This window comes from Bacteroides sp. PHL 2737 (genome assembly GCF_004115325.2).
In the GTDB taxonomy this organism is placed as follows: Bacteria; Bacteroidota; Bacteroidia; order Bacteroidales; family Bacteroidaceae; genus Bacteroides; species Bacteroides hominis.
Genome location: NZ_CP040630.1, coordinates 3,288,928 through 3,315,303, shown reverse-complemented (window position 1 = coordinate 3,315,303; position 26,376 = coordinate 3,288,928). Strand labels below are relative to the sequence as shown.

Below are 26,376 nucleotides of genomic sequence, written 5' to 3'. Positions count from 1 at the left end.
ATTAGAAATTAACTTTTAATCTCAAGCTATAAGTACGGCCAAATCCGTAGAACACATTATAAGCGGTCTTCCAGTCGTGATTGCTACCATCTGTAGCATCAGAAATATAAGTCTGGTCGAATAAGTTGTTCACGTTACCTGACAGCACTGCATTCAACTTACCAAAATTGAATTTATAACTTGCGTTCAAGTCGAATGTGCTTGCTGACGGAATACGCCAGGGAGTAGAAAAGTCTTTTTCACTGTTCATCACCAGGTCGTTTGAGGTTAATGCCCAGTCAGCATAGTTACGTGCGTATAAATTCCAGTCGATACCCAGACGAATGGCCTTATCAATCTTGAAAGTAGCACCCAAAGCAGCAGTAGTCTGTGCCGATCCTCCCACTTTCACATCTTTCAGGTTCAGTTTCATTGTACCCGGTTCCAACCCATTGGCTGCGGCATTAACAAGAACTGTTATATCCTTACCATCATTTCCCTTAATAGATGCACTGTTTACAAATTGACCTTCAACAGTGAAACTTCCTGATGCATTGCTATCCCAGCGCCAGTTACCGATAGAGAACATACCGCTCAAATCCAGCCATTGGAAAGGTCTTGCAACAAAATCAAGTTCAACACCCTGGTGTAAGGCGTTTACACCTTGCATATTGATAACAGATTTGGTAGAAACCAGCTTACTTGCATCATAAGGCTCGCTAAGACTACCTTCGTAGTAATTATTAATATCTTGCGAACGAGTAGTAGTCTTATCCATCCAGCGAGTGTGGTAAGCATTGACATTCACCGTCAAATACGTTGAACGGTAACCATATCCGATTTCGAAAGAGAAAACTTTTTCGTTTACTGCATCCGGATTAGTCGCATTGCTGGTAGTTGAATTCAGAAAAGCACCGCCCGAGAAGAAAGGAGCACGGCTGATATAACCGATATTAGCAAAAACGTTATGATTTTCGGTAAGGTTATAATTCAAACCTCCTTTTGCATTCCATCCGATAAAGTTGGTGGTTTTTGATTTAGCGTGTGCCTTGTCATAATAGAAGCGGTCATAACGCCAGTAACCGGTATTAGAAACCGAACCGGAAATGAAAGCACTCAGCTTATCTCTGTTGTATTCACCCTGGGCAAACACACCTTCAGACATTACATAACCATCGTAGTCACGATAAACCACATCACCCACTTTCAACTTCTGATTTACGAATGCCGAACCGGCAGCAGCAGCGGCATTGTTGGAAGTAAGCACATTGGTTCTTGAACTGGAATCTACATAAAAGTCACCACCATAGAGGTCAACCAATTCATTCGTATGCGTACCTTTATAATAACGGTAGTCTATACCACCATAAAAATCAAAATAGTCACCAATCTTGGTTGTATAAGTAGAGAGCAGACCATACCAGTTATGGAAGTTCTTAGACTTCGACATAGCCATAACCGAACCGTTCTCGCTGGCTTCGTTCAGAGCATAGATTTCATCATAAGCAAATGTTCCGTCAGCTTTACGGAATGTCATATTCAGCTTTCCACTGTTACTACCATACCAGTTGCTACGATCAGCACTGGTCAATCCCTGACCGGAATAACCATATCCACGACCGATAGAAGCATACAAGGCTGTACTTAAGCTTGATTTATCATTAATCTGCCATAAGTGGTTCAACGACAACTGAGGTTTATTATATACATTATATGCAGATGATTTTCTTTGTCCATTCAATCCAAAACCGTAAGTAGGATTATAACGATAAGGCTTTTCACCATTCATATAGTTTTTAGCAACTTCTTGCCATCCCTCGATAGTAAGTCCGTCTTTATTTCCACGCTGATTGTGCCACTGAGGAGCAGCAAAAGCAGTAAATGACAATTGATGATTGTCGTTGAAACGTTTTGTGATATTCACAAACCAGTTATAAGCCTCGTAGTCGGTTCCCTGGATATAACCATCTGCCCAGGTCTTACCTCCCAAAAGGGTCATAGCCCAACCTGACTTAGTCAATCCGGTAGATACCTTGAACAGGATCTTGTTTAATCCGTCATTACCCATACCATAAGATACGAAACCGCCCTTATTGGCATCAACTGTATTTGTCACGATGTTGATAGAACCACCCACAGAAGGAGCTGCTACCTTTGACGCACCCAAACCACGCTGTACCTGCATGCTACGAGTCACATCACTCAAACCGGCCCAGTTAGACCAGTAGATACCACCCCACTCCATATCATTCATCGGAACACCATTAATCATCATAGCAGAGTTCTCAGTCTTGAAACCACGTATGTTTACTTTGGAGTCACCAAAACCACCACCTTGCTTAGTTGCATAGATACCCGGAGTTGACTTCAGAACTTCAGGAAATTCCTGCGTTCCGAGTTTTTCTTCGATAAAGACGGGGTCAACTGTTGATACAGCTACCGGAGTTTTACGCGAAACAGCAACGGAAGATGTAATGATAACGTCGTTCAATACCATTGCATCCGGTGCCATTTTAATCACGCCCAAATCTTCAGTACCCCCTTTGTGGGTGATCTTCTTACTGAAGTCTTTGTAGCCAAGGTACTTGATAAGCAGTGTCGAACCGGAGGCAGCTTTCTGTGTAAACTCACCATCCAGGTTAGTCACACTACCTTGGGTAGTACCGACAATCGTTACGGCTGCACCAATCAATGGCTCACCTGTTTCCGCATCCACAACTTGACCTTTCACTGTTACCTGGGCAATAGCCGTAGCGGCAGAGCATACCGTCAGTACTGCAACCAGCAGGAAATGAATTAGATGTCTTCTCATAATTCTCTTTGTTAGTTAATAGAACTTGTTAATTAATAAATTGTAAATAAACGTTTTGGAGCACAAAGGTAATTAATATTCTTTATATATACATTACAAAGATGCTACAATTTTTTAAGAGAGATAAACATATTATAGCTCTATGAAACAAAAAAGCCCCGCAATTAATTTGCGGGGCTTACACATTGTTAAGTATTAGTCAGCTATCAGCTTTCTATATCTCACGCGCTTAGGCTCTTCGTTGCCAAGCCGTTTCAATTTATTCTCTTCGTATTCCGAGTAAGAACCTTCAAAATAGAACACGTTCGAATCGCCTTCAAAAGCAAGAATATGAGTACAGATTCGATCGAGAAACCAACGGTCATGCGAAATCACAACGGCACAACCGGCGAAATCTTCCAAACCTTCTTCAAGTGCACGCAAGGTATTGACATCAATATCATTGGTCGGCTCGTCGAGCAATAATACATTTCCTTCTTCCTTCAATGCCATGGCAAGGTGCAAGCGATTACGCTCACCACCGGAAAGTACTCCACAAAGCTTTTCCTGATCAGCACCCGAAAAGTTGAAGCGTGAAAGATAGGCGCGTGCGTTAATGTCACGCCCTCCCATGCGGATCAAATCATTTCCGCCGGAAATTACCTGATAAACACTCTTATTCGGATCAATATCTTTATGTTGCTGGTCTACGTAAGCCACCTTCACGGTCTCCCCTACTTCAAATTCACCCTTATCAACTGTTTCCAGTCCCATAATCAAACGGAAAAGAGTTGTTTTTCCGGCACCATTCGGACCGATAACTCCCACAATACCATTAGGAGGAAGCATGAAGTTGAGATCGTCAAACAACAGTTTATCACCGTAAGCTTTAGCCACATGTTTAGCCTCGATCACCTTATTACCCAAACGAGGACCGTTCGGTATGAAGATTTCCAGTTTCTCTTCTTTTTCTTTCACGTCTTCGTTCAGCAATTTATCGTACGAGTTCAAACGGGCTTTGCCCTTAGCCTGACGTGCCTTGGGTGCCATACGTACCCATTCGAGCTCACGTTCCAGAGTTTTGCGACGTTTGCTGGCAGTTTTCTCTTCCATTTCCATCCGTTTGGTTTTCTGCTCCAGCCAGCTGGAATAATTACCCTTCCAGGGGATACCTTCGCCACGGTCAAGTTCAAGAATCCATCCGGCCACATGGTCAAGGAAATAACGGTCGTGTGTCACAGCAATTACCGTACCTTCGTATTGCTGCAAATGCTGTTCCAACCAGTCGATAGACTCAGCATCCAAATGGTTGGTCGGCTCGTCGAGCAATAAAATATCAGGTTTTTGCAATAACAAGCGGCAAAGCGCCACACGGCGACGTTCACCACCCGAAAGATTAGCCACAGACTGATCTTCGGGCGGACAACGAAGAGCATCCATTGCACGTTCCAGTTTACTATCCAGATTCCAGGCATCCGTCGCATCAATAATATCCTGCAACTCTCCTTGCCGTGCAAAAAGCTGATCCATCTTGTCCTGATCTTCATAATATTCAGGCAAACCGAACTTCTGATTAATTTCTTCGTATTCGTTCAGTGCATCAACAATGGGTTGCACACCTTCCATTACGATTTCTTTCACTGTTTTAGTGTTATCCAGATAAGGCTCCTGTGCCAGATAGCCTACTGAATATCCGGGAGAAAAAACCACCTCTCCCTGATAAGACTTCTCCAGACCGGCAATAATCTTCAGCAAAGTAGATTTACCCGAACCGTTGAGACCGATAATACCAATCTTAGCTCCATAGAAGAAAGAAAGATAAATGTCTTTTAGCACATTCTTGTTAGGTTGGAAAGCTTTGCTTACTCCCACCATCGAGAAAATTATTTTTTTATCGTCAGCCATATATAAATAATGTGTATTGATATTTATGGCACAAAGATAACAAAAATGTTCGGAATTTATTTGCAATTATAAAAAATAGCTCTATCTTTGCACCCGCTTAACAGCAATAAAGGATTGATTCGCTAGCTCAGCAGGTAGAGCACAACACTTTTAATGTTGGGGTCCTGGGTTCGAGCCCCAGGCGGATCACTGAAAACAAAAGAAAAATCAAGCAAATCCCTGATAGTCAGACATTATCAGGGATTTCCTTTTTCTGGCAGGTAGCAGAAAATAGCTGTTTCAAGCATATTATCGGTGGATAAATCGTGGGACTAAAATTTAGTTCGAAAAAGTCCCACGAATTTGCATCTTTCTCACTGATTCATAGTATTTTGCATGGTCGTACTTTGGAAGAGAATACATAGTTTTGTAACTCTAAAAACGATGTAAAAATGGCTAGAAAATCATTTTCTGTTTTGTTCTTTATCAAAAAAGCCAAGTTATTAAAGAACGGAGAAGCGCCTGTGTGCATGAGAATCACTGTAAACGGCTGTATGGTAGATATTTCTATCAAAAGAAGTTGTCCCGTAAACCTATGGAATCAGGCAAAAGAGAATTCAAAAGGCAAAGACCGCATGTCGGTGGAACTGAACCACTACTTGGAAATCACACGTTCTCGCATACACCAAATTTATAGAGAATTGGAAACTTCCGGCAAGGTGATCACTGTTGATCTTGTGAGAAAGTTGTTTTATGGTGTGGACGAAGATAACAAAACACTATTGCAGGTATTCAGGGAGCATAACGAACAAAGTCGTAAGCTGATCGGCAAAGACTTTGTAAGCAAGACTGTTCAACGGTATGAAACCACTACCCGATATTTGGAAGAATTCATTAAGAAAGAATACCAGCTATCGGATATTGCTCTGAATAACTTGGAAGCCAACTTCATTTCTAAGTTCGATGCTTTTTTGAAGATTGAAAAGGGTTGTGCGCAGAACTCTGCTATCACCCGATTGAAGAACTTGAAGAAGATTATCCGCATTGCTTTGGAAAACGACTGGATAAAGAAAGATCCGTTTGCTTACTACCGCTTCAAACTGGAAGAAACAGATCCTGAATTTCTGACGATGGACGAAATTAAAATCATTCTTGCCAAAGAGTTCACCATTAAGCGAGTAGAACAGGTACGGGATGTTTTTGTTTTTTGCATTTTTACCGGTTTGGCGTTCAGTGATGTAAAAGACTTATCACCTGAACACTTGGTAAAAGACAACAAAGGAGAGCTTTGGATAAGGAAGAATCGCCAAAAGACAAAAATCATGTGTAACATTCCTATGTTACCAGTGGCAGCTTCCATACTTGATAAATATAAGGATGTGGCAGAGTGTACCGGAAAACTATTGCCAGTATTGAGTAATCAGCGCATGAACAGTTACTTGAAAGAGATTGCCGATGTATGCGGAATTCATAAAAATCTTAGCACTCACACGGCCCGTCATAGCTATGCCACAAGCATTTGCCTTGCAAATGGCGTGAGCATGGAGAATGTTGCTAAGATGTTAGGTCATGCAGATACAAGCGTAACAAAACACTATGCAAGGGTATTGGATCAGAATATTTTCAAGGATATGCAAAAAGTAAATAGCTGCCTGTCAGAATTGGCTATATAATAAAGATAGTAGCTAATATTGAAAAAGGATTGGGAAGAATGAATTTCATTTTCTCAATCCTTTTCTTTTATAGTAAGTTTTCCAGAACTCAATATGAAGCATTGACAAAGGTAAGTTCCGTATTTAGCCTGTTCAAGTCCGAGCCTTCGGTTTAGATGAAAATCTTCCTCTCACTATGTTCGAGCGTATTTTCATCTAAAGACTTGCACAGACTAAATACTTCACCGAGAAAGTCAATGATTCAAATTAAATTCCGAAAAACAATGTTTTGGGCTTGGCAGGTTACTCTTTCCAACTTTCAAAGTAGTGCTTTTGGAACAGTTTATCAATATCACTCTGACGGTAGATGATTTTACCTTTTATCTGGATAAAGGGGATTAGACCTGTATCTCGCCATTCTTGCAGGGTTCGCAAACTGACATTCAGTTTCTTGGAAACTTCATGGTTGGAAAGAAAGCGTTCCCCGTTCAGGTGGGGCTTGTAATGCTTGACTATAGACTCAATGCCGTTCAGCATCGAATCAAGCAAAGAAATAAATTCTTTGACTTGTGGGGTATCTTTATTTATTAATTCCATGATTGAAAGATTGTTTTATTGAAATCTTGATTTCAAGATTGCTATATGGCTGATTAGTTGCGCAGATAGTCACCAAGTGATGAAATACTAAGTACATCTTTTGCCGGATCATAATCTACATAGAGCCGTTTGGATGCAGCAGCAATAAAATACTGGCTACCATCTTGCTGTATCTCATAAGTAGCAGGCGAAGCCTGTTTGGTTGTTTCCGATACATATATAATAGAAAGAAGGTACTCTTTATCGCTCCGATAAATGATTATCGTAGGATTCAGATTAACGCTTTCCCATGTGCCGACAATGGAAAACAGGTTGAAGGACGGGTAATCTTCTTTAGTTCTTTTCATAAGGCATAATTTGTTTGGGTAATTGATTTTGTGTTTCACTGTCCGCAATAATTCTTTCAATATCGGAAGACTTATAATAAATCTTGCTCCCTATTTGAGAATAAGCCAGTCGTCCACTGCTTCGGTAATATTGCAATGTTCGTTTGCTAAAACCTAACAACAGGCACACTTCTTGACTATCCAGCCAGTTTTCTACTTTCTGGGTATGAGTGCTGCACAAACTTTCTATTCGTTTGGCAAACTCGGTGAACCGTTCGCAGACATACGAAAAGGTTCTCTTTTCAATGGTTACTACTTCCATACTTTCTCTTTTAAATGGTTTATAAAACGTGTTGATTCTATTTTCATCGGCAAATGAAAGAAGAATCAAGAGACGTTTTAAAAACTGTCTGGAAGTGGTGGCATTTGACTATTACAGGCTTCTTATTGAAATAAGAAAACAGATAAATAGTATATATGTTATCGCTGAAACATATTAGATTAAGAATAGATACGCATCATATTGCCTTATTATTTTTTCTGAAACTTGAAGGACTACAGCCTTTGTTTTTTCTAAAGAATTTACTCAAATGGCTTTCATCGGTAAATCCTAGTTCTTCGGCAATCTCATTTATTCTCATTTGACTATGTAACAATCTGCTTTCGACCAATTTTAGCTTATAGCTTAATATGTATTGCTGCATTGTTTCGTTGGTGTGCTTTTTTATATAACGTCCCAAGTAACTTTCAGATATACCAAAATGCTGACTGATTTCTTTTGCCCTAATTTTACCTGTTTGATAGATATTTGCTTGGATATATTGAAGAATATCGAGAGACTTATCATCTGAACATTCATCGACTTGTTGAGGTAAAAACATAGCTATATTTCTTGCCACAACAATAATTATAGTATTTATCAACTGCGTGATAATCTCTTTATTATACAGATTCCTATTTACATACTCCCGAATAATTGCTTCAATCATTGGTTTCACTAATAACTTATCCACCTTATTTCTAAGGATGCAACCCGGTTGATGATTTGCATGTTGTAAAATAAATTCCAATCTCTGGATGTTCTCTGAACCAAATATGGCTGAATGTATATAGATGTCATTAAACTTGATGTTAATGAATTTTGTAGTTGTGTGAATCTCAAAGGAATGAGAATCATTTGGAGTTATCAAGAACAAGTGTCCATCATGATATGGGAACATACTATTGTTAATCCATTGAATACCTGTTCCTGTTAAGATGTAGACTAGTTCAAAAAAAGTATGCTCATGCTCAGTTAATAACGATTCACTATGCTCGTTAAAGCTGATCTCAAATGGTTGATGAAGATTTTCTTTTTTCATACCTCAAATATAACACATAAAGCGGAATTATACCAATATAGCGAAAATATATACCTATATTTAGAACAAAATAGGTATAACTTTGCCATAAATCAAAATTAGATTACTTATGAACTTTTTAGAACTATCAAAACAACGTTATTCAGCAAGAAACTATTCTTCTGATATGATTGAGCAAGAAAAACTCGACTACATTTTAGAATGTGCCCGTTTTGCTCCTTCTGCTGTAAACTATCAACCTTGGCACTTTTTTGTCGTAAAAAGTAATAAACCCAAACTACTGATTCAACAATCTTATCCACGTGAATGGTTTACCGAAGCTCCACTCTATATTGTAGTTTGTGCTGACAATTCAATATCTTGGGTGAGAAAATCAGACAATAAGAACCATGCAGATATTGATGCAGCAATAGCGACTGAACATATTTGTTTAGCCGCAGCAGAACAAGGATTAGGTAGCTGCTGGGTATGTAATTTCGATCCTGATATGCTAAAGGATAATCTTCATTTATCTCCCAATATGTACCCTGTGGCAATTATTTCATTAGGTTATGTAAAACAACCACCTGAAAAATCATCTAAAAGAAAAGATATAACCGAAATAGTTTCAATCTTATAAAAATGTAACAATTATGAAAACAGAAATGGAAAAATGTCTGGCTGGTGAATGGTATGATTGTCATAACCAAGTTTTCTTGAATTTAAAGACCCGAACACATAAGTTATTAATGAAATATAATTCATTACCTTATGAGGATAAAGAAGAAAAACACAGCTTGCTAAAAAAGATGCTAGGTAGTATCGGAATGAAAGTTTCGGTTGCCAGTCCATTTATTTGTGATTATGGCTGCAATATACATATAGGGGATAATGTTACTGTAAATACTGGTTGTACCTTTGTGGATTGTAATAAAATCACTATCGGAAGTAATGTTCTCATTGCCCCTAATGTTCAGCTTTATACAGCAACTCACCCTATTGATTTAGATGAACGGCTAGCACCTGTTGAAACAGAAGACGGAATAAAACGAGTTCGCCGCACTTACGCTTTGCCTATTACAATTGAGGATGGATGCTGGATTGGTGGAGGTGTAATAATCCTTCCCGGAATAACAATTGGGTACGGTAGTGTAATTGGAGCAGGTAGTGTTGTTACAAAAGATATTCCGGCAAATAGTTTAGCCGTTGGAAATCCATGTAAAGTGATACGTCAAATCAATCAAACTAAGAAACTATGATAAAATTGGTCGCTTTTGATTTGGATGGTACAATTGCCGATACAATCCCAATGTGTATCGAAGCCTTTAAGCAGGCAGTATCTCCCTATGCATCAAAAATATTGTCAGAAGATGATATTGTGAAAACATTCGGACTTAATGAAGAGGGAATGATTAAAGAGGTCGTTTCAGAAGATTGGGAAAAAGCTCTGATTGATTTTTATGTGAAATACAAAGAAATGCACACAGTCTACATTCAACCATTTGCAGGGATAAGAGAATTGATAACAGAATTGAAGAAGAACTCAATTATTGTATCTTTAATAACAGGTAAAGGTCAAAGGAGTTGTGATATTACGCTTCACCATTTTGAAATGGAAGCTCTTTTTGATAGTATTTCAATCGGATCGCCAGATAGAAACACAAAAGCAGAATCAATGACGGAACTAATGTCAAAATATAATATCCAACCAGCAGAAATGGTATATGTTGGAGATGAATTTTCCGATATTACCGCTTGTAGTAAAGTTGGAATACAATGCTTATCTGCTGCATGGATAGCCTCACTCTCAAAAATGAAGAAATTAGAAAAGGAAAATCAAGGATATGTGTTTAGTTCTATCAAATCACTTCATTCTTTTCTAAAGAAAGAAGCTCATTTAGTTTAGATTCATATTCGTAGATTGATTTTAGTATTTTCTGGCATAATGGATATTTATTGGAAATATAAAAGCATGAAATCAAACGTTAAGTCTTTCTATATAATACTTACCATTAAAATTATGCTTATGAATGTATTGTTAAACATGAGGATGTTCGGACTATTCTCTGAAACCTCACAAGAAGTAACTAATAATGAAATGCAAGAAGCCTATGGCGAATTTGTTGAACAGATTAGAACTATAAGTAATGGAAATGATTATTCAACTACTTATCGAATTCTTGCAGCTACCCGTATCGAGATAGCTTTACTTGAAACAATACCTCTTTACGGGCAGGGGGAAAAATGCGCTTAAAAAGCTGTTCATACAAAAGGTACAGGCTACTATTACCGCAGAAATGGAACTGCTGAATCTAAAAATTCAGTACCCCAGCCAATTTCAAAATAGAATAAACAGCCTTCCACCTTCACCACTCTATTTGACCGACAATACCAACCTAGTTGAAATCATGGAGTTGATTAGTGGACTATTCCTATCACAAAGAGTAGTAACCCATGCCGGAACAAAATCTCCATTAACAGAAATTGGGAGAGCATTTGAACACCTCTTTAATATCAAATTAGGAGATGTTCACAAGAAGCACGAAAGCGTCATAAAGCGCAAGCCATCTAAAGTAACTGAATTTTTAGATACACTTCGCAAAGCTATTGCCGAAGAAAGTAAAAAGAAAGGCTATCTATAAATCAAGAACTTACCAACAATTGTTAGGGGAGTAGATATACTACACCCCTAATTTATTTGCATCCATTTACCGTACTTTGCTTCATCAATCGATTGAAAATAATAATGTTGAACTAAAAAATGAAGCAAAATGTATATAGACAATGAAAACTTCGAGAAGTGGATGGAGAAGCTATCTAAGAAACTCACTGAGATAGGACAAGACTTAAAATCCCTTATCAATACCGATCAGGTATTAGATGAAAATGAACGATTACTTGATAACCAGGATTTAGCATTTCTGTTAAAAGTGTCTTTCAGAACTTTACAACGCTATCGACTAAAAGGTAAGCTCCCCTATTTTACTATTGGGCATAAAACCTATTATCGGGCTAGCGATATTAGAGCTTTTGTACTTGAACGAGCCGATTATCAAACTTATAAACAGTTTGAAAAAGTTAATCAATTAGAAAACAAACCCTGACTGCAAAATGCAGCAGAGGAGAGAAGCTTGTGTTTAAGCTATCACTTTGTGTTACCACCCCGATTTAGCAGAAACCGCTTCACCTATCGGTTCAGCCCGTTTCACTAAATCGAGCAAGAGGGAACTGGACAAGTCCTGTTCTTCCCTCTTGCCCTGCGGGGCAAAGCCTTCGGTTTTAGCGTGTTACAAAAACACGCTGTAATGACACCTGTAATAAGTATTTTCTTTGAAATGCTTATTATCAGATATTTATCTATTCATATTTCTATAAAAAAGTAATTATCATGCCAAACAGCAGTCGAAAAACGATATTCACGACCATTTCCATAGACAAGGAAACGGCAGCTTTGGTAGAGAAGATATGCAAACGCTATTCACTGAAAAAGAGCGAAGTTGTAAAGTTGGCGTTCGGGTATATAGATAAGGCGCATATCAATCCATCCGAAGCCCCTGAATCGGTAAAATCAGAACTGGCGAAAATAAATAAGAGGCAGGATGATATTATCCGTTTCATCCGTCACTATGAGGAAGAACAACTGAATCCCATGATACGGGCAACAAATTCCATCGCTTTGCGCTTCGATGCTATCGGCAAAACTCTGGAAACTCTTATACTTTCTCAACTGGAAGTCAGCCAGGAGAGACAAACAGCCGTGCTTAAGAAGTTAAGCGAACAGTTCTGCAATCATGCCGATGTAATAAACAACCAATCCAAACAGATTAATGCACTTTACCAGATACACCAACGGGATTATAAAAAGTTGCTTCACCTAATACAGCTCTATTCGGAGTTATCCGCTTGTGGTGTGATGGATAGCAAAAGAAAAGAGAACCTGAAAGTTGAAATCAACAATCTGATAAATACATAGGATTATGCACATAGACTTTGCCCCACCATCTAATGGTATATATAATAATGTTGGTAGTAGCCGACAACTAGCAAATTATATGGAACATGAGGATTTGGAACGGATGGAGAAAGGAACCTATATTGATGGATTTTTCAATCTGACGGAGGATAACATCTATAAATCAAAGGTCATAAAAGATATGGATACCAATATCGGACAACTTCTAAAAACAGATGCTAAGTTCTACGCTATCCATGTCAGCCCATCGGAAAAAGAACTTAGAGCAATGGGGAATACAGAACAGGAACAAGCCGAAGCAATGAAAAGATATATTCGTAAAGTATTTATTCCTGAATATGCCAAGAACTTCAATAAAGGATTATCTGAAATTGATATAAAGTTCTATGGTAAGATTCATTTTGACCGTAACCGTTCCGATAACGAACTGAATATACACTGTCATTTGATTGTCAGTCGGAAAGATCAAGCCAATAAGAAAAAGCTATCACCGCTTACCAACCACAAGAATACCAAGAAAGGGACAGTAACAGGTGGTTTTGACCGTGTGAACCTATTCCAACAAGCAGAACAGGGCTTTAATAAATTATTTGGCTATGACCGCCAACAATCCGAATCGTTCAACTACCACAACACTATGAAGAATAACTCCATATTTGAGCAACTTAAACAACAAGAAGTTCAAATCTGTGAAAAAAAAACAGAAAACAAGGAAAACAACAATCAAGAAAGCTTGTTATCTATCAATCCTGAAAACAATATAACCGATGGTCAGGCTTCCAATATCACAACTAAACATGAAAAGCATACTTCTTCAGCTAATTCTCTTTTTCCTTTTTTCTTGCCTAAAACCAGTTCAACAGATGAAGAGAATCTGCTCATAACCAAGAAAAAAAGAAAAAGAGCACTTCACAAACGGTAGAAAGCATCTATCTATCAAAAAAAGCAATACCAATCAACAAAAACCATATACGATATTGTTCTAATTAAAATGAATATATTATTTTTGCATATTATGAATTATATAGATCTCTTTGCTGGAGCAGGTGGACTTTCCGAAGGTTTCACTAAAGCTGGTTTTAATCCGATCGCGCACGTTGAATCGGACAAAGCAGCGTGTTTTACCTTAATGACTCGACTTGCTTACTATTACTTATCTTCTAAAAATCAGCTTGATATATACAACTCATATCTCAAAGGCGAAATTTCGCGTGATTATTTGTATGGTCTTCTTCCTGAATCCATTTCTAAATCAGTCATAAACAAATATATATCAAGTGATAATAATATCGATATTTTTGCTCAAATAGATAAACTTCTTGGTGAAAATGAAGTCGATCTAATCATTGGAGGTCCCCCTTGCCAGGCATATTCAAATATTGGTCGAGCAGCGTTAAAACATGTCACAGACGATCCAAGAAAAAAATTATATATTGGATATGGTAGCTTTTTATCGCACTATCGCCCTAAGTTATTCGTATTTGAAAATGTTCCCGGACTAAAGTCATCAGATGAAGGAATACATTATCAAAATATTAAATCTTATTTCAAAGAACTTGGATATGTTGTTGATGATAAACTTTTAAATTCGTTAGATTTTGGAGTGATTCAAAACAGAAAACGCTTAATTATTATAGGATGGCGTGAAGATATAAATTTCAATTATCCGGAATTTGAAATAGAGGAAAATGAATACACTTCTAAGGATTTATTTAGAGATCTCCCTCCCCTAAAACCAGGAGAAGGAAGTAGATGGAATGAATACACAGAACCAGCAAATTTATATCTGCAAACTAGTGGAATAAGAAATCAAAATGATATCTTAACACTACATATCGCAAGACCTCACAATGAAAAAGATTTGAATATTTATAAATTAGCTATCAGTAAGTATGAAGAAGGTGTTTTTTTAAAGAATGATTTAATACCTGAACAGCATAGAACACAAAAAAACACTAAAGACTTTCTTGATAGATTTAAAGTTGTAGGTAAAATTCCTCACACACTGATAGCTCATATAGCAAAAGATGGACATCATTTTATATATAATAGTTTAGATCAAATTAGGTCTATATCTGTTCGCGAAGCAGCAAGAATTCAATCTTTTCCGGATAATTATTATTTTGAAGGGGAAAAAGAAGTGGGGAATCGAACTTCTGCTTTTAAACAAATAGGTAATGCTGTTCCTCCATTAATGGCTCAAAAAATAGCATTGAAAATACGAACTCTTTTAAATGACATACCATGAATCAACATATTTTTTCTTTTAAAGCTAATAGTCATATACTAAGTTTATTAGGCGATGAATTAATAGGTAGCGATAATCTTGCAATATTTGAATTAGTGAAAAATTCGTATGATGCAGACGCCAGCCATGTAAAAATAATTTTCGACAACATCAATACTCCTGAAGCAACTATAACAATTGAAGATAATGGATGTGGTATGTCTCTCGAAACAATTGAAAAATCATGGCTCGAAATAGGGACAGACTTCAAAAGAGGGAAAAATAAAAAAATCAGTCGCAAATATAAACGAAATTCATTAGGAGAAAAAGGAGTGGGACGGCTAGCTGTACACAAATTGGCTACTGCTATAGTTTTAGAAACTAAGGAAGAAGGTGTTCTATTTGGTCATACTTTTGCTATAAATTGGAAAGACTTAATAAAAAACACAATGTATATAGAAGATACAAAAGTTTCTGTTTCGGATTGTCCCAATACAACTTTTATAAATAAACAACATGGGACACGAGTCATTCTATCCAATCTAAGAAGAAAGACATGGCTAAGAAAGGATTTCAGAAATTTAGCTAGAACCATCAATACTTTAATCAGCCCTTTCGAAAAAAACAAAGACAATTTCTCTGTAGAATTAGTATTACCAGAAGAACAAGAGAACTGGATAAAAGACATATTCAATATTAATGATATAATTGAATCGGCTATTTATCATTTCAAATTTTTCATCAATAAGAATGGAGAGTATACTTGGATATATAAATTTGTACCCCCTTCAGTATTTGGGCTTGAATGTTCTAAAAAAGCCGTATACCATGATAAACTACTACTTGATAACAATAAAAATTTAACATTAAAAGCTAACGACTTAAATCAAATAGGAACAGTTGCTGGAGAGTTTCATGTATTCAATTTATCATCGGATATATTGAATACGTTTAACCAATCCGAAACGATCAGAAAATATTTAAAAGAAAATGCAGGAGTCCGCATTTATAGAGATGGTATACGTGTTTACAATTATGGTGAGCCCGGAAATGATTGGATGGGATTAGATATAGGTCGTACGAATAACCCCAGTTCAAAATTTAGTAATAATACGATCTTAGGTGCATTCAGTCTGGATTTAAAAACGAGTACAGGGCTTCAAGAAAAAACAAATAGAGAGGGATTTGATGAAAATGAAATATACGAACATTTTAAAGACTTATGTTATAATATTGTAAATGATTTCGCAATAAAGGCACAACGTGATCGAGAAAAACTTGATTTTGCAATAAAAAAAGATAAACCTATAAAAAAAATCGGCTTTTCAGAGTCGATTAATGAACTTAAAGAACAGGTGCAAAAAAGAAATCTTGAACCTGAGTTAGGAAAAACGATTCTCAAAGTAGAAAAAGATTATCTCGAAATGCGGGATGTTATGATAAATTCCGGCATGGCAGGATTGAATCTTGGGTTAGTTTTCCATGAAGTTGAAAGAGAAATAAGATATATAAACGAAGATATAAAAAGGGGAAGTGACTTGCACGAGGTATCAGTTAAAATAACCAATATTATGCAACTGCTTGATGGATTTGCTCCAATACTCAGACAGCAAAATCGCTCAGCAGAAAATATATCAGCAATTTTCCAACGTGTATACAAACTAACTAAAAGCCGTTTTAAATACCATAGAATAGTATTTTCTTCACCTTTATTGTCGAAGGAGTCTGAAGATTTCCAATTAGTTGGGCAATCCAATTTATTAGTAAGTGCAATTAATAATTTAATTGATAATTCAATATATTGGACTAGAATAAAAAGAGAAAAAGAAGAAAATAGCGAATATATACCATATATATATGTATCTACAAATACAACAGAGTTTAATGGACCTGCTTTAATTATTGGCGACAATGGAGATGGATTCAAATTACCACCTGAAGATTTAACTCGCCCTTTTGTCACCACTAAGCCTGGTGGAATGGGATTAGGATTGTATTATGCTAGTTTAGTAATGGAAATGTATGGAGGAAAACTTTTATTTATAGATCCCAGAGATTACGATATACCGTCCACTGTAACAGGGGCAGTCTTAGCCTTAGAATTTAAAAAAGAACACTAGAATATGACAGACTCTAATTTTCAAATAATAGCAGTTGATAACGACTCTAGGGAGTTGGATAAAATAAGAAAGGCATTTGATTTATTAAAGACGCCATGTCTCCCTATATTATATAATGAAGGTGATAATATTGATGAGAAATATTCAAATATAAGAATTGCTTTCTTTGATATAAATCTCGGAGGGCTAGGCAATCCTGCAGATCCTCTCCTTTGTAATATAATAGCATCAGCATTAAAAGAGATTTTGGATAAAAATAATGGTCCATATGCTCTTATTTTTTGGAGTCTACATATTAGTAAATTACCAATAATAAAAAAATATATAGAAGAAAGAGAGAAAGATGATATCCCCAGTCCGCTAGTTATTGATACCATCAATAAAGCACTAATCAACAATGTTGATGAACTAAAAGCGGAAATACAAAGAGTATTGGCAAATTCGACTCTTAATGCGATGTTAGATTACGAGAAGAAAGCCCATGATGCAGCTTCAAAAACAATAAATTCCCTTTTTTCATTAATTCCTAGAGGAAATGACAAATGGGGAGAAAATATTATCTTTGAAAATAATTTTGATCTTATCTTTTCCAAAATGGCAGCTAATACTATGGGCATAAAACTTGCAAGAAAGACACCTGCAATAGCCATTCAAAGAACTTTATTTCCTATATTACAACATAATATAAAAAAAGCAGACTTATCTTCCGTTTGGATTAACAAATTATCCTCATTAAATCAGGATGCCAAGCTTAAATTTCCTTCCGATTTTAAAACGGAAGCATTAAATACTATCTATCATATAGATAATGATAAGTCACACTTGAAGAAAGATGAGAGAGGTGTTGTTATTAAAGTAAAGAAAACCTCTACACTATTCAAAAATATATTTGGGAAAAAGAAAAATGAACTTATAAAAGAATACTTTAGTTTTCCTTCAATAAAAGGAAAAAAAGAGGAAGAAGTTGAGAGTATTAGACTCCAATATATTGAAAAATGTATTCCTGTATTTGTAGAGATTAGTGCTAGCTGTGATTATGCTCAACAAAATCCAAGAGCTTTAAAATATTTGTTTGGTATTAAATATCCAATAGATCCAACAATAGCTAAACCTTCTAGTGGTGAATATAAATTTTTCACTCCTTCTTTTCTTCTAAATGATGAAAAGTTCGCTATCATATTAAATTTTAGATATATATATGGCTTTCAGATAACAAATGCGATTCTAGATGAAATAATATTTAAGTTAAGTGACAACTTAATTAATCAAATAGGAAATAGATATGCCAATTATGCATCAAGAATAGGAATTATATCACACGAATGAAGAATATCTGGACATATGAAGAGCATATTTTGGCATTTAATCTTTACTGTAAAATTCCTTTCAGCAAGATAAATGCTAATTATCCACCTGTAAAGGAGTTGGCTAAAATTATTAATCGTTCTAATAGCTCTGTCGCTATGAAACTTGCTAATTTTGCAAGGTTAGATCCTGCATTGAAAGCAAGAAATATTTCAGGTTTAACCCAAGGAGCCAAGGGAGAAAAGATTATCTGGGAAAAATTCAACAATGATTGGGAACAATTATCTTATGAAAGTGAATGTATACTTGCTAAATATAAAAATAAATCTATCGAATATGAACTATATGATATTCCATTGTACCTTGAAGGGAGAGAAAGGGAGATTATCGTCAGACAAAGAGTAAATCAATCTTTTTTCCGAAAAATGATCTTAGCATCTTATAATAATAAGTGTTGTGTTACAGGTAGTAATTGTGTTTCTCTTTTATCAGCGTGTCATATTAAACCTTGGAATAAGGATGTTAAAAATAGGATGAACCCACAGAATGGTCTTTGCATGAATATATTACTTCATTATTCATTTGACCAAGGACTATTTACAATAACAAATGACTACAGAATTTTGCTATCAAGAGAAGTATACAGCCTAAACGACCCTTTTATGTCAAAAAATCTTCTTTCTTACGAAAATTGCAAAATAACTTTACCACAGAAATTCATTCCTGAAAAAGTATTCTTAGAGTATCATTATGACACAATATTCAAAAAATAGTATTCAATGACCGATATTTACACAAAGGATAAACGTTCTAAAATAATGTCTAATATTGGCTCTGTAAGCACGAAGCCTGAAATAATTATTCGTAAATCACTTTTTTCAAAAGGATTTCGCTATAGGATTAATTACAAAAAATTACCTGGAAAACCCGATATTGTACTCCCCAAATATAGAACAGTAATATTTGTGCATGGTTGTTTTTGGCATGCTCACTCTAATTGTAAAGACTCCCATCTCCCAAAATCGAATATTGAATTTTGGGAAAATAAAATATCATCAAATATCAATAGAGATAAAAACAATATAGAGCAACTAGTTGATTTAAAGTGGAATATTATTGTTATATGGGAGTGCGAAATTAAAAAGAAAAGTTTGGAAAGTCTTATTGAGGAAGTTGCAAATTGTATATTGACTAAAACATCAAGGTAATATCATATCAAGAGTTTTTTGATCTTATTAGTCATATCTTTCAGAATATTCATTATCTTTACCCCCAGTATTCTCCATGAGCAAACTACCGCAAAAGCACGTAGCAAATTAGTGGGATAATTCATGGGATATGCTTGAAGCTAAAAATATAACGTTTTAAATATCAGTGTGGTAACTCTATTAGGAGAATCCCAGGCGGATCACATAAGAACAAAGCCAAACGGCGACAAAAAAGAGACAAGTCCTACAATATCAACGTATTGTAGGACTTTTTTTATTGTTTCAGTCTTGCTTAAAAGACAAAAAAGGGGCACGAAAAGACACGGTTGAGTATCCAAATCGTACCCCCTTCCCCAAAAAACGATTAGGGGGTACGATTGTCGGAAAATGGCTTACTTTTGACGTGATTTGTCTATACTCTATTTATCTCATTTACAGTGATTAAAATTAGTTTTGCAATCTAAAAAAAGTGAGATTATGAAGTATAAAAAAAGTACTTTCAGCGTATTGTTTTACCTGAAAAAAGACAAGATGAAAAAGAATGGTTTAGTACCCATTCATGCCCGTATCACAATCAACGGCAAACAGACCCAATTCAATACCAAGTTAGAAGTATTAGAAACTAACTGGAAATCCGGCAGAGCCATAGGTAAATCAATGGAGATACAAAGGCTTAATTCCATGCTGGACGACATCAAAGCAAATATCCGTTCACACTTCCACAATCAATTAATGCGGGATAGCTATGTTACACCCGAAAGCGTGAAAAATGCACTATTGGGAAAAGAGGAAGAAGCAAATACCATTATTTCTTTTTTCACCCAGCACAACGACCAATACAAGAAAAAGGTCGAAGCAGGAGAAGCCACACCCAAAACGTACAGCCGATACGAACTGACAAAGTTACGCTTAACCCAATACATGAAAGATGAATATCGTGTATCGGATTTGCCGATACGCCAAATCAACAAAGTATTTATTGAGAATTTCTACCTGTATATAATAAAAAACCACGATTGTTCACCCAATACGGCAATGAAGTTTATCCAGCGTTTCCGCACGGTGGTAAACTTTACAGGATTGATAACAGCCGCCCCGTTCGCCAATTATAAACTGAAATTCGAGTATATAGAAAGAGGGTATCTTGACAAAGACGAGATAAGCAGGATATGCAATAAGGATTTTGCTTCAAAGCGATTGGAGCAGGTACGGGATATTTTCATTTTTAGCTGCTCTACGGGAATTTCATACGTGGATATATGCGAATTAACCAGCAACGACATACGTTTGGCATTTGATGATAATCTATGGATGTACCGAGCAAATTTACAGGTCCCTTTTTTGTGCAATTTAACAGTACCCACTTTCCTTAGTTCTCTTCTTTACTTTCATTAACCCTTTTTGAGGTGCAGTCCCTATCTGTTGATTGCTAAAAATTGTTTTCCTGTTTTCCATGCGGTAGCTTTTTCCTGATAGCCTGATTATCTCACAACAATAGAGTAGTCTGTCCAGTAGAGCTGCCGCACAAACTTCGTCTCCTGCCATCTCCAGCCATCCGGTAAGATCCCGGCTTGCGGCAATGATAAGTGATGTCTTACCTTGAACGCAATTCACCAGTTTAAACAGCAGCAGTACATCTTCTCCTTTCAGGGGAAACAGCGTAACATCATCGATTGCCAGCAGCTGCGCTTTCATTATTCGTTTGTATGTTTTCATCGCGGGTCGTGATATCTCCTTAGTCTTCAAACAGACAAGCAGTTCTTCCAAGGTCAGCAGGTATGCCTTATAACCCGCTTTCACTGCTTCATGGATAAGTCCTGAAGCAATGAATGTCTTTCCGGTTCCGGAATCTCCTACCAGCAGAAGATTATATGTCCTTCTTATCCATACCAGTTCACGCAATTCGCGCATCTGCCTTTGGTCAATCCCTTCGGTACGTGAGAAATCATATAGATCCAGATCATACCTTGCAGGCAATCCTGCAAATTTCAACCTGGTCAGATAACTTCTCCTTTCCTTGTCCCGAAGTTCCCGCATCAGACAAGTTGACAGAAACTCGGAGTAAGTCTGTTGCTTTTCCTGTGCTTCATGTAGTATTTCATCCAGGTGTTCTGCCAGGAATGGCAGCTTCAGGTTGCGGGCACATTCGGTCAGTTCTTTCTTATACCTTGCCATTGTTTCTAAAGATTTCATTATATGTTTTTACCAATCCGGTTGACTGTGTCCGGGAGGCAGGATTTTTTCCTACATCCGATTCTCCCATTTTCTTCTTCCATATATGTCCGCACAGGCTTTTAACGGACTCACCATTATAGATTCCCTTGTCCAGACATACACTAACCGCTTCTGTCAGGATGGCTTTGTCATATCCGGGAATTATGCGTAGAATTACCTCCAGATTCTCCCTGTAATAACGTTCCTTCTTTCTCTGCAGGTTCTCAAGCCATAAGGCGACCTCTCTATTGTACGATACATAAATAAGAATGCGTTCAGCCAGCTTTTGTGCTCCGATATTTCTTTGCCTTCTGTGTCCTTCACCATAGATAGTCTTTCCCTTGAGTTCGCACAGATCATGCCGGCAGACAAGCTTTCCCGTCTCCTTATTATAAAGCTCCAGGCATCCGTCTGTTTCATGGAGCCATACTGTCGTTTCTCCTCCCCGATAGGTTCCGCATGGCAGGCTATAGTAGTTTCCCCTGTACTGTACGGTATTGTCTTTACGTACATGATATTCCTTCATTTCTCCACCGGGTGAATGCGGAGTACCGTGATAGGGTACAAGGTATTCTCTTTCCTGTGCAAATTCCTCAAGGGGAATCCGGTGTGTGGTACCATGTTCCTTCCCGTTTCCCGTTCTTTCAAGCCAGAGACGTGCTTCTTCATTAAGTCTGTCTATATTCTGAAAAATACGTGCCGTGAGGAAATTCGTCTTCACATATTTCACAACATTCTCTACCTTCCCCTTTGACTCCGGATCGGCCTTGTGACAGAACACGGGATGGAAATGCTGCTCTTTTACAAATGCCTGAAATTTGCCGGTCAGTATCAAATCCCCCATGTTCGCCCGTGCTATAAGTACTTTATCCTGGTCGTAAATGATCTTTTGCGGCCTGCCTCCGAAGTATTCGAAGGCAAGTTCATGGGCATAAACCGCAAGCCCGGTGTCAAAGGGCCTCCGGCTAAAATAGATAAATTTATATCGTGAACGGGACAGGACAATAGCAAAGAAGTACACTTTGATGGACTTCCCGTTTTCAGTGCGCATCCATTTCTCCCCAAAATCCGCCTGTGCGTATTCCCCGTAGGGAGTATCAGGCTGCTTCTCGTAGTTTCGCTTATGCGTTTCAACCTTTTTCCCGATGCCGTATTTTTTGCGTACCCTTTCCACGAAACCGGATACGGTTCTGTTACATACACGGGGGAAGTCCGGATAGCATTCCTTCAGCCAGTCATGTATCCTGGCGGCCGATATATACGGGTATTCTTCCAGGTTTGCACGTACATATTGCTCGTAGTTTTCCAGTTTCAGCCTGTACTTGCGGTGAGAACTTTGTTTTTTAACAAACTCCTCCATAGTCATATTCAGATACCGTCGTACAGTCTTACGGTTCACACCCAGATATATTCCAATTTGTGTTTTGTTCAGTCCTTTCAACTGAAGCTCCCTTACTTTATGCCACATATATTGTTTCTCCTTAAAATATTGTTTCCTTATTTCCATTCCGGTGTCTGTCTCTTTGTTGAGCCGGCAAAGATAGACATTCTCGCAGGGCAGAAAAATCATGCCCCTGTAAAAGTGAGACATACCACTTTCCGTTTTTCCACTGGTAAAGTTACAATCTACATCTGTGGCTTCTTGTGAAACGTGAGATGGAATCCGGTATATAATTCGAAGGCAATATTGTAATAGGAAAAGACAACTTGTACAGCCTTACACATGTACTCACAATGGAACACGTAAATTTACTGTTGAATATTACCAGGAAACAGTTTATTAGGAAAACTCAAAAAATGCCATTAAAAGAAAATGATATGGAAGACATGAAGTTTTAACCTTTGAAGAAATAGAAAATAAGTATCTGGGGAGAAGGGTACTCCTAAATGGAACAAATACGGAGCGACCCTGCATTCGTCTCCGATTGGGTAAGCGATCAAACAAACCCGGCAATCAAATTACCTGACCAAAAAGGAATCAGTAATTTGATCGTGGTGCAAAGGACACGTCTCTTCCGGATCGGGGGAATCCCCAAGAAAGGAAAAATACCGCATCCGTGCAAGGGGCACAGTGCTCTCGAATCAAGTGTGGGAAAACCTGGCTGTTTCTACTATTTCCAGAGTGAATATATCAATATGCCCTTTTATCTGAAAAGACTTGAACTTGTTTCCCCTTCCCCGGAATCCTTTATAACGAGCTCTATATTGAGAAATAGAAATATCATTTCTATTTTTTCTTGTCCCAGGTTCATTTTACCATTAATGAACATGGACATGGTACTTTTATTGATTCCGATATGTTCCGCAAGGTCTTTTGCTTTGATCTTGCGGACTTTCATTGCTTCTTTGATAACTTCTCGTATCATATCTCTTTCACGGAATACACATTAGGATCATTAATAAGTGCTCTTGTGATTATCTCCATCCATTCTTTTGAATGGAACTCAATCACGGCACGATCGTGTATTCCAATGGACTCACGATATTGGACCGAAAAGTCCCCATCAAACGAGGCCCAGTCTTCCGGAGCTTCATTCCAATATAGCTCCTTACATTTATTTATTAATCTCTCTCTTCCGTTAGAGAAAGTCAAACTTCCATTTTTGTAAATCACTTCGAATTTATACCCCATAATATTATTTTTTAAATTGTTATTACTTGTTTATTTTGATACTACAAAGATACGAAAAGTTTATGTAATACCGAACTTTTGAGTAGAAAAAGTTTGCGTAATACCAAACTTTAACATTTTGTTACATATAAACAATTTAAGCATGTTATAAAACATACTCAAATTGTTTTGATATATAAAAAATAATCACTTTCTTTGCACTGTTACAAAGAATTAATCGTACCTTATGGAATTGAAAAATTGACTAAAATAACTTTGTAACATTTTAATCGTACCTTATGGAATTAAGACTTTATAGAGTTGAGCTAAAGTCAAAAAAGAGCATCCCCTTTGAAAAGGATGCTCTTTTTTATAGAGCCATTCAATATTGTGTTTTATACCTATCCTCTCTTAAGCAGTCACCATTCCCGTAAATTAGAGAGTCCACAATATAAGGTCACTTCCTGCCGCTACCGGCACGCAGAAGTCTTCCGACCTTAATGATAGCTCTGGATGTAGTATGCACCGACGTCTCTTTCCACCGGACGTTCCGGAGCGTATGGTAGCCAGCTCCGACCTGTTCCGCGCTCAGGTGGTCATAAATGGCGGCGATGCTGCCGAAGAAATAGTCTTTCTTCTCAAAAACGAGATGTACATATACCACTTTATTCATTGTTAGTTATTTTTCTGCGAATATATGCAAATAATTAATATATGCATTATTTCTCAATAAAAACATGCAAATAATTATTATTTGCATATAGAGGCAGTAAATATTGAAAAGTGTATTTTACTTTCTAAGTAAAATACTTATAAAAACACTAAAGTAAATAAATATTTAAAGTATCTGTTAATGATTACTTGTATGAATAGAAAATCCCCGTCTTCCCTTGAAAGGAAAAACGGGGAGGTGTAATAATAAAGGAAATAGCCTCCGTTACATCTCTTTGGCGTATCCTGTCCGAATCAAATCGGCAAGGAAATTCTCCGGTGTATCAGTGGCAATCTTCACACCTGCCTGAATCACGTAACGTTCGGCAAAATTGCACATATACTGTTCATCTGTGCAGTTGGAATCCATCCAACTGCCCGTCCGAAGTTCATGTACAAACTCTTTGGCATCGGAGGCTGCTATGCGCTCATCCCCCGGCAATATATACATCTTCTTATTCATATTCATTCCATTAATTTTTTTGTTCTTAATTTATAATATAATTTTTGTTTTTCCTCCAAGAAAGGAAAATCCTCCAGTCTGATTCCCGCAGGAAGCGAAGATGTAGATGCAAAGATAATCAATCTTCCCAAGAATCTAACCCAATTCTCTATTTTTGTGAAATTGATCGTTCCCGAGTGTTGTCTGAACTCCACTGTCCTGTGACGTGAATAAGCTTCAAGGTTTACTTTCATGTACCTGCTTCCGAAGAGTCTTTGTAGTGACTCGATACTTTCCGCCGATCTGATATCTTCATCGGAGAACGCTCTGAGAGAACGGCAGTAGGTACTTCTGTTTCCCCTGCGTGAGGCAGGCATGAACTTGTCTATTTCAGTTTCGGCATGTTTGTAGGAAAGGATTAAGTTCTGCCAAGTTGTAAGATTAAAGTCACCCGCATTAAAATGCACATGGACTCCACAGCTGCTATTTATCTTTACATTGTATGCGTCCAGCACCCAGCATACCCTCTCCAGTACCTCCAAACCCTGCTCACCGCAGAGGATCGGGCTGACCAGCTCAAAAGTATGGCTTCCCTCCAAACTTCCGTCCGTGGTCAGTTTCCAGTTGCTGTTGGTCTCGGCATTACGGCTTCCAATTTCCACAGGGATGCCAGCCTCCCGAAGCGCATCCGTCAAGGTCTGTCTCGGGCAGTTGTAGGCTTCGATCTCAACCCCGAAGCAACGGTTGAAAGTATAGTCGGGTTCTGGTCTTAAGACAGTCGCTGTCTGTGAAGCGGGAAGCAGGCCCTCGTCCCTCATTCTCTTATAGACGTTCCACACGAAGCCACGGTTTCCACGGGTAACGAGGTCGGCAATTTCACGGTGTGAAAGTCCGATCAGAAGAAGCTTACGGATTTTTGAGGTTTTTGTTCCACTCTCGGCTAAAATGCGTCTAATTGTTTCATTCATAACTTGTTATCTCCTTTATTATTATATA

Annotated in this window: 28 protein-coding genes and 1 tRNA gene; 16 read left to right on the top strand and 13 right to left on the bottom strand. The window is 37.4% G+C overall.

The genetic code is table 11. The features are described from left to right. Position 1: 1 nt before the first annotated feature. Entirely contained in the window at positions 2-2,791 is a 2,790-nt protein-coding gene (locus DBK98_RS13540; protein WP_022011057.1) for a TonB-dependent receptor domain-containing protein, read from the bottom strand. A gap of 195 nt (positions 2,792-2,986) precedes the next feature. Continuing rightward, complete coding sequence (gene ettA / locus DBK98_RS13535; RefSeq protein ID WP_005776885.1) at positions 2,987-4,675, bottom strand: energy-dependent translational throttle protein EttA; 1,689 nt, start codon at positions 4,673-4,675, stop codon at positions 2,987-2,989. 116 nt (positions 4,676-4,791) lie between these two features. On the opposite strand from ettA, the gene DBK98_RS13530 reads away from it, so the two are divergent. Both DBK98_RS13530 and DBK98_RS13525 read left to right on the top strand, forming a co-directional pair. After that, positions 4,792-4,864: transfer RNA gene (locus DBK98_RS13530), tRNA-Lys, on the top strand. Positions 4,865-5,106: 242 nt separating this feature from the next. Continuing rightward, positions 5,107-6,327, top strand: a complete 1,221-nt coding sequence (locus tag DBK98_RS13525) for a site-specific integrase (protein ID WP_032536118.1) — start codon at positions 5,107-5,109, stop codon at positions 6,325-6,327. A gap of 282 nt (positions 6,328-6,609) precedes the next feature. Here DBK98_RS13525 and DBK98_RS13520 read toward each other — a convergent pair whose 3' ends face one another. From DBK98_RS13520 to DBK98_RS13505, 4 genes are all read right to left on the bottom strand, one after another. After that, a complete protein-coding gene (locus tag DBK98_RS13520; RefSeq protein WP_032536117.1) occupies positions 6,610-6,903 on the bottom strand; it encodes a helix-turn-helix domain-containing protein in 294 nt (97 codons plus the stop codon). 53 nt (positions 6,904-6,956) lie between these two features. Then, complete coding sequence (locus DBK98_RS13515) at positions 6,957-7,250, bottom strand: DUF3876 domain-containing protein (RefSeq protein ID WP_032536116.1); 294 nt, start codon at positions 7,248-7,250, stop codon at positions 6,957-6,959. Beyond that, complete coding sequence (locus DBK98_RS13510) at positions 7,237-7,551, bottom strand: helix-turn-helix domain-containing protein (protein ID WP_032536115.1); 315 nt, start codon at positions 7,549-7,551, stop codon at positions 7,237-7,239. Before DBK98_RS13510 ends, DBK98_RS13515 begins: the two co-directional genes overlap by 14 nt. Positions 7,552-7,747: 196 nt before the next feature. Beyond that, positions 7,748-8,590 (bottom strand): AraC family transcriptional regulator, encoded by an 843-nt coding sequence (locus tag DBK98_RS13505; RefSeq protein ID WP_032536114.1) that lies wholly within the window; start codon positions 8,588-8,590, stop codon positions 7,748-7,750. A 109-nt stretch (positions 8,591-8,699) separates the two neighbouring features. Here DBK98_RS13505 and DBK98_RS13500 point away from each other — a divergent pair, with 109 nt between their 5' ends. From DBK98_RS13500 to DBK98_RS13435, 14 genes are all read left to right on the top strand, one after another. Continuing rightward, positions 8,700-9,209 (top strand): nitroreductase family protein, encoded by a 510-nt coding sequence (locus tag DBK98_RS13500; protein ID WP_007478802.1) that lies wholly within the window; start codon positions 8,700-8,702, stop codon positions 9,207-9,209. Positions 9,210-9,222: 13 nt separating this feature from the next. Next, complete coding sequence (locus tag DBK98_RS13495; RefSeq protein ID WP_032536113.1) at positions 9,223-9,828, top strand: sugar O-acetyltransferase; 606 nt, start codon at positions 9,223-9,225, stop codon at positions 9,826-9,828. After that, entirely contained in the window at positions 9,825-10,475 is a 651-nt protein-coding gene (locus DBK98_RS13490) for an HAD family hydrolase (RefSeq protein WP_032536112.1), read from the top strand. Before DBK98_RS13495 ends, DBK98_RS13490 begins: the two co-directional genes overlap by 4 nt. 66 nt (positions 10,476-10,541) lie before the next feature. Then, complete coding sequence (locus DBK98_RS13485) at positions 10,542-10,823, top strand: hypothetical protein (protein WP_032535907.1); 282 nt, start codon at positions 10,542-10,544, stop codon at positions 10,821-10,823. Beyond that, positions 10,780-11,211, top strand: coding sequence for an RteC domain-containing protein (locus DBK98_RS13480; protein ID WP_080714509.1), 432 nt, complete (start codon positions 10,780-10,782; stop codon positions 11,209-11,211). Before DBK98_RS13485 ends, DBK98_RS13480 begins: the two co-directional genes overlap by 44 nt. A gap of 129 nt (positions 11,212-11,340) precedes the next feature. Next, positions 11,341-11,673: a helix-turn-helix domain-containing protein gene (locus DBK98_RS13475; RefSeq protein ID WP_032535901.1), complete on the top strand. Its 333-nt coding sequence runs from the start codon at positions 11,341-11,343 to the stop codon at positions 11,671-11,673. A 284-nt stretch (positions 11,674-11,957) separates the two neighbouring features. Further along, positions 11,958-12,542, top strand: coding sequence for a BfmA/BtgA family mobilization protein (locus DBK98_RS13470; RefSeq protein ID WP_032535903.1), 585 nt, complete (start codon positions 11,958-11,960; stop codon positions 12,540-12,542). A gap of 4 nt (positions 12,543-12,546) precedes the next feature. Next, positions 12,547-13,464: a DUF5712 family protein gene (locus DBK98_RS13465; RefSeq protein ID WP_032535904.1), complete on the top strand. Its 918-nt coding sequence runs from the start codon at positions 12,547-12,549 to the stop codon at positions 13,462-13,464. Positions 13,465-13,557: 93 nt separating this feature from the next. Then, complete coding sequence (locus DBK98_RS13460; RefSeq protein ID WP_032535909.1) at positions 13,558-14,790, top strand: DNA cytosine methyltransferase; 1,233 nt, start codon at positions 13,558-13,560, stop codon at positions 14,788-14,790. Beyond that, the gene (locus DBK98_RS13455) at positions 14,787-16,889 is read left to right on the top strand and encodes an ATP-binding protein (RefSeq protein ID WP_033572634.1); all 2,103 of its coding nucleotides are present in this window, start codon (positions 14,787-14,789) and stop codon (positions 16,887-16,889) included. Before DBK98_RS13460 ends, DBK98_RS13455 begins: the two co-directional genes overlap by 4 nt. Positions 16,890-16,892: 3 nt before the next feature. Beyond that, complete coding sequence (locus tag DBK98_RS13450; RefSeq protein WP_033572633.1) at positions 16,893-18,215, top strand: hypothetical protein; 1,323 nt, start codon at positions 16,893-16,895, stop codon at positions 18,213-18,215. Continuing rightward, positions 18,212-18,967 carry an HNH endonuclease gene (locus DBK98_RS13445; protein WP_032536363.1) on the top strand — a complete coding sequence of 252 codons (756 nt, stop codon included), beginning with the start codon at positions 18,212-18,214 and terminating at the stop codon, positions 18,965-18,967. The genes DBK98_RS13450 and DBK98_RS13445 overlap by 4 nt, the downstream gene beginning before the upstream one ends. A gap of 6 nt (positions 18,968-18,973) precedes the next feature. Then, positions 18,974-19,402: a very short patch repair endonuclease gene (locus DBK98_RS13440; protein WP_032536364.1), complete on the top strand. Its 429-nt coding sequence runs from the start codon at positions 18,974-18,976 to the stop codon at positions 19,400-19,402. 477 nt (positions 19,403-19,879) lie between these two features. After that, positions 19,880-20,797, top strand: a complete 918-nt coding sequence (locus DBK98_RS13435; protein ID WP_032536365.1) for a site-specific integrase — start codon at positions 19,880-19,882, stop codon at positions 20,795-20,797. Here DBK98_RS13435 and istB read toward each other — a convergent pair. From istB to DBK98_RS13400, 7 genes are all read right to left on the bottom strand, one after another. Beyond that, the gene (gene istB, locus DBK98_RS13430; RefSeq protein WP_032536366.1) at positions 20,753-21,595 is read right to left on the bottom strand and encodes an IS21-like element ISBf2 family helper ATPase IstB; all 843 of its coding nucleotides are present in this window, start codon (positions 21,593-21,595) and stop codon (positions 20,753-20,755) included. The two genes, DBK98_RS13435 and istB, sit on opposite strands and share 45 nt — an antisense overlap. Next, on the bottom strand, positions 21,564-23,123 hold the full coding sequence (gene istA, locus DBK98_RS13425) for an IS21-like element ISBf2 family transposase (protein WP_080714551.1): 1,560 nt from the start codon (positions 23,121-23,123) through the stop codon (positions 21,564-21,566). Before istA ends, istB begins: the two co-directional genes overlap by 32 nt. A gap of 637 nt (positions 23,124-23,760) precedes the next feature. Continuing rightward, a complete protein-coding gene (locus tag DBK98_RS13420; protein WP_050503198.1) occupies positions 23,761-23,982 on the bottom strand; it encodes a helix-turn-helix transcriptional regulator in 222 nt (73 codons plus the stop codon). Further along, positions 23,979-24,248, bottom strand: coding sequence for a hypothetical protein (locus tag DBK98_RS13415; protein ID WP_032536367.1), 270 nt, complete (start codon positions 24,246-24,248; stop codon positions 23,979-23,981). Before DBK98_RS13415 ends, DBK98_RS13420 begins: the two co-directional genes overlap by 4 nt. Before the next feature lie 436 nt (positions 24,249-24,684). Beyond that, positions 24,685-24,900: a hypothetical protein gene (locus DBK98_RS13410; protein ID WP_032536368.1), complete on the bottom strand. Its 216-nt coding sequence runs from the start codon at positions 24,898-24,900 to the stop codon at positions 24,685-24,687. Positions 24,901-25,164: 264 nt separating this feature from the next. Then, positions 25,165-25,407 (bottom strand): hypothetical protein, encoded by a 243-nt coding sequence (locus DBK98_RS13405; RefSeq protein ID WP_175414014.1) that lies wholly within the window; start codon positions 25,405-25,407, stop codon positions 25,165-25,167. Next, positions 25,404-26,348 carry an amidoligase family protein gene (locus DBK98_RS13400; RefSeq protein WP_032536369.1) on the bottom strand — a complete coding sequence of 315 codons (945 nt, stop codon included), beginning with the start codon at positions 26,346-26,348 and terminating at the stop codon, positions 25,404-25,406. Before DBK98_RS13400 ends, DBK98_RS13405 begins: the two co-directional genes overlap by 4 nt. Positions 26,349-26,376 lie beyond the last annotated feature (28 nt).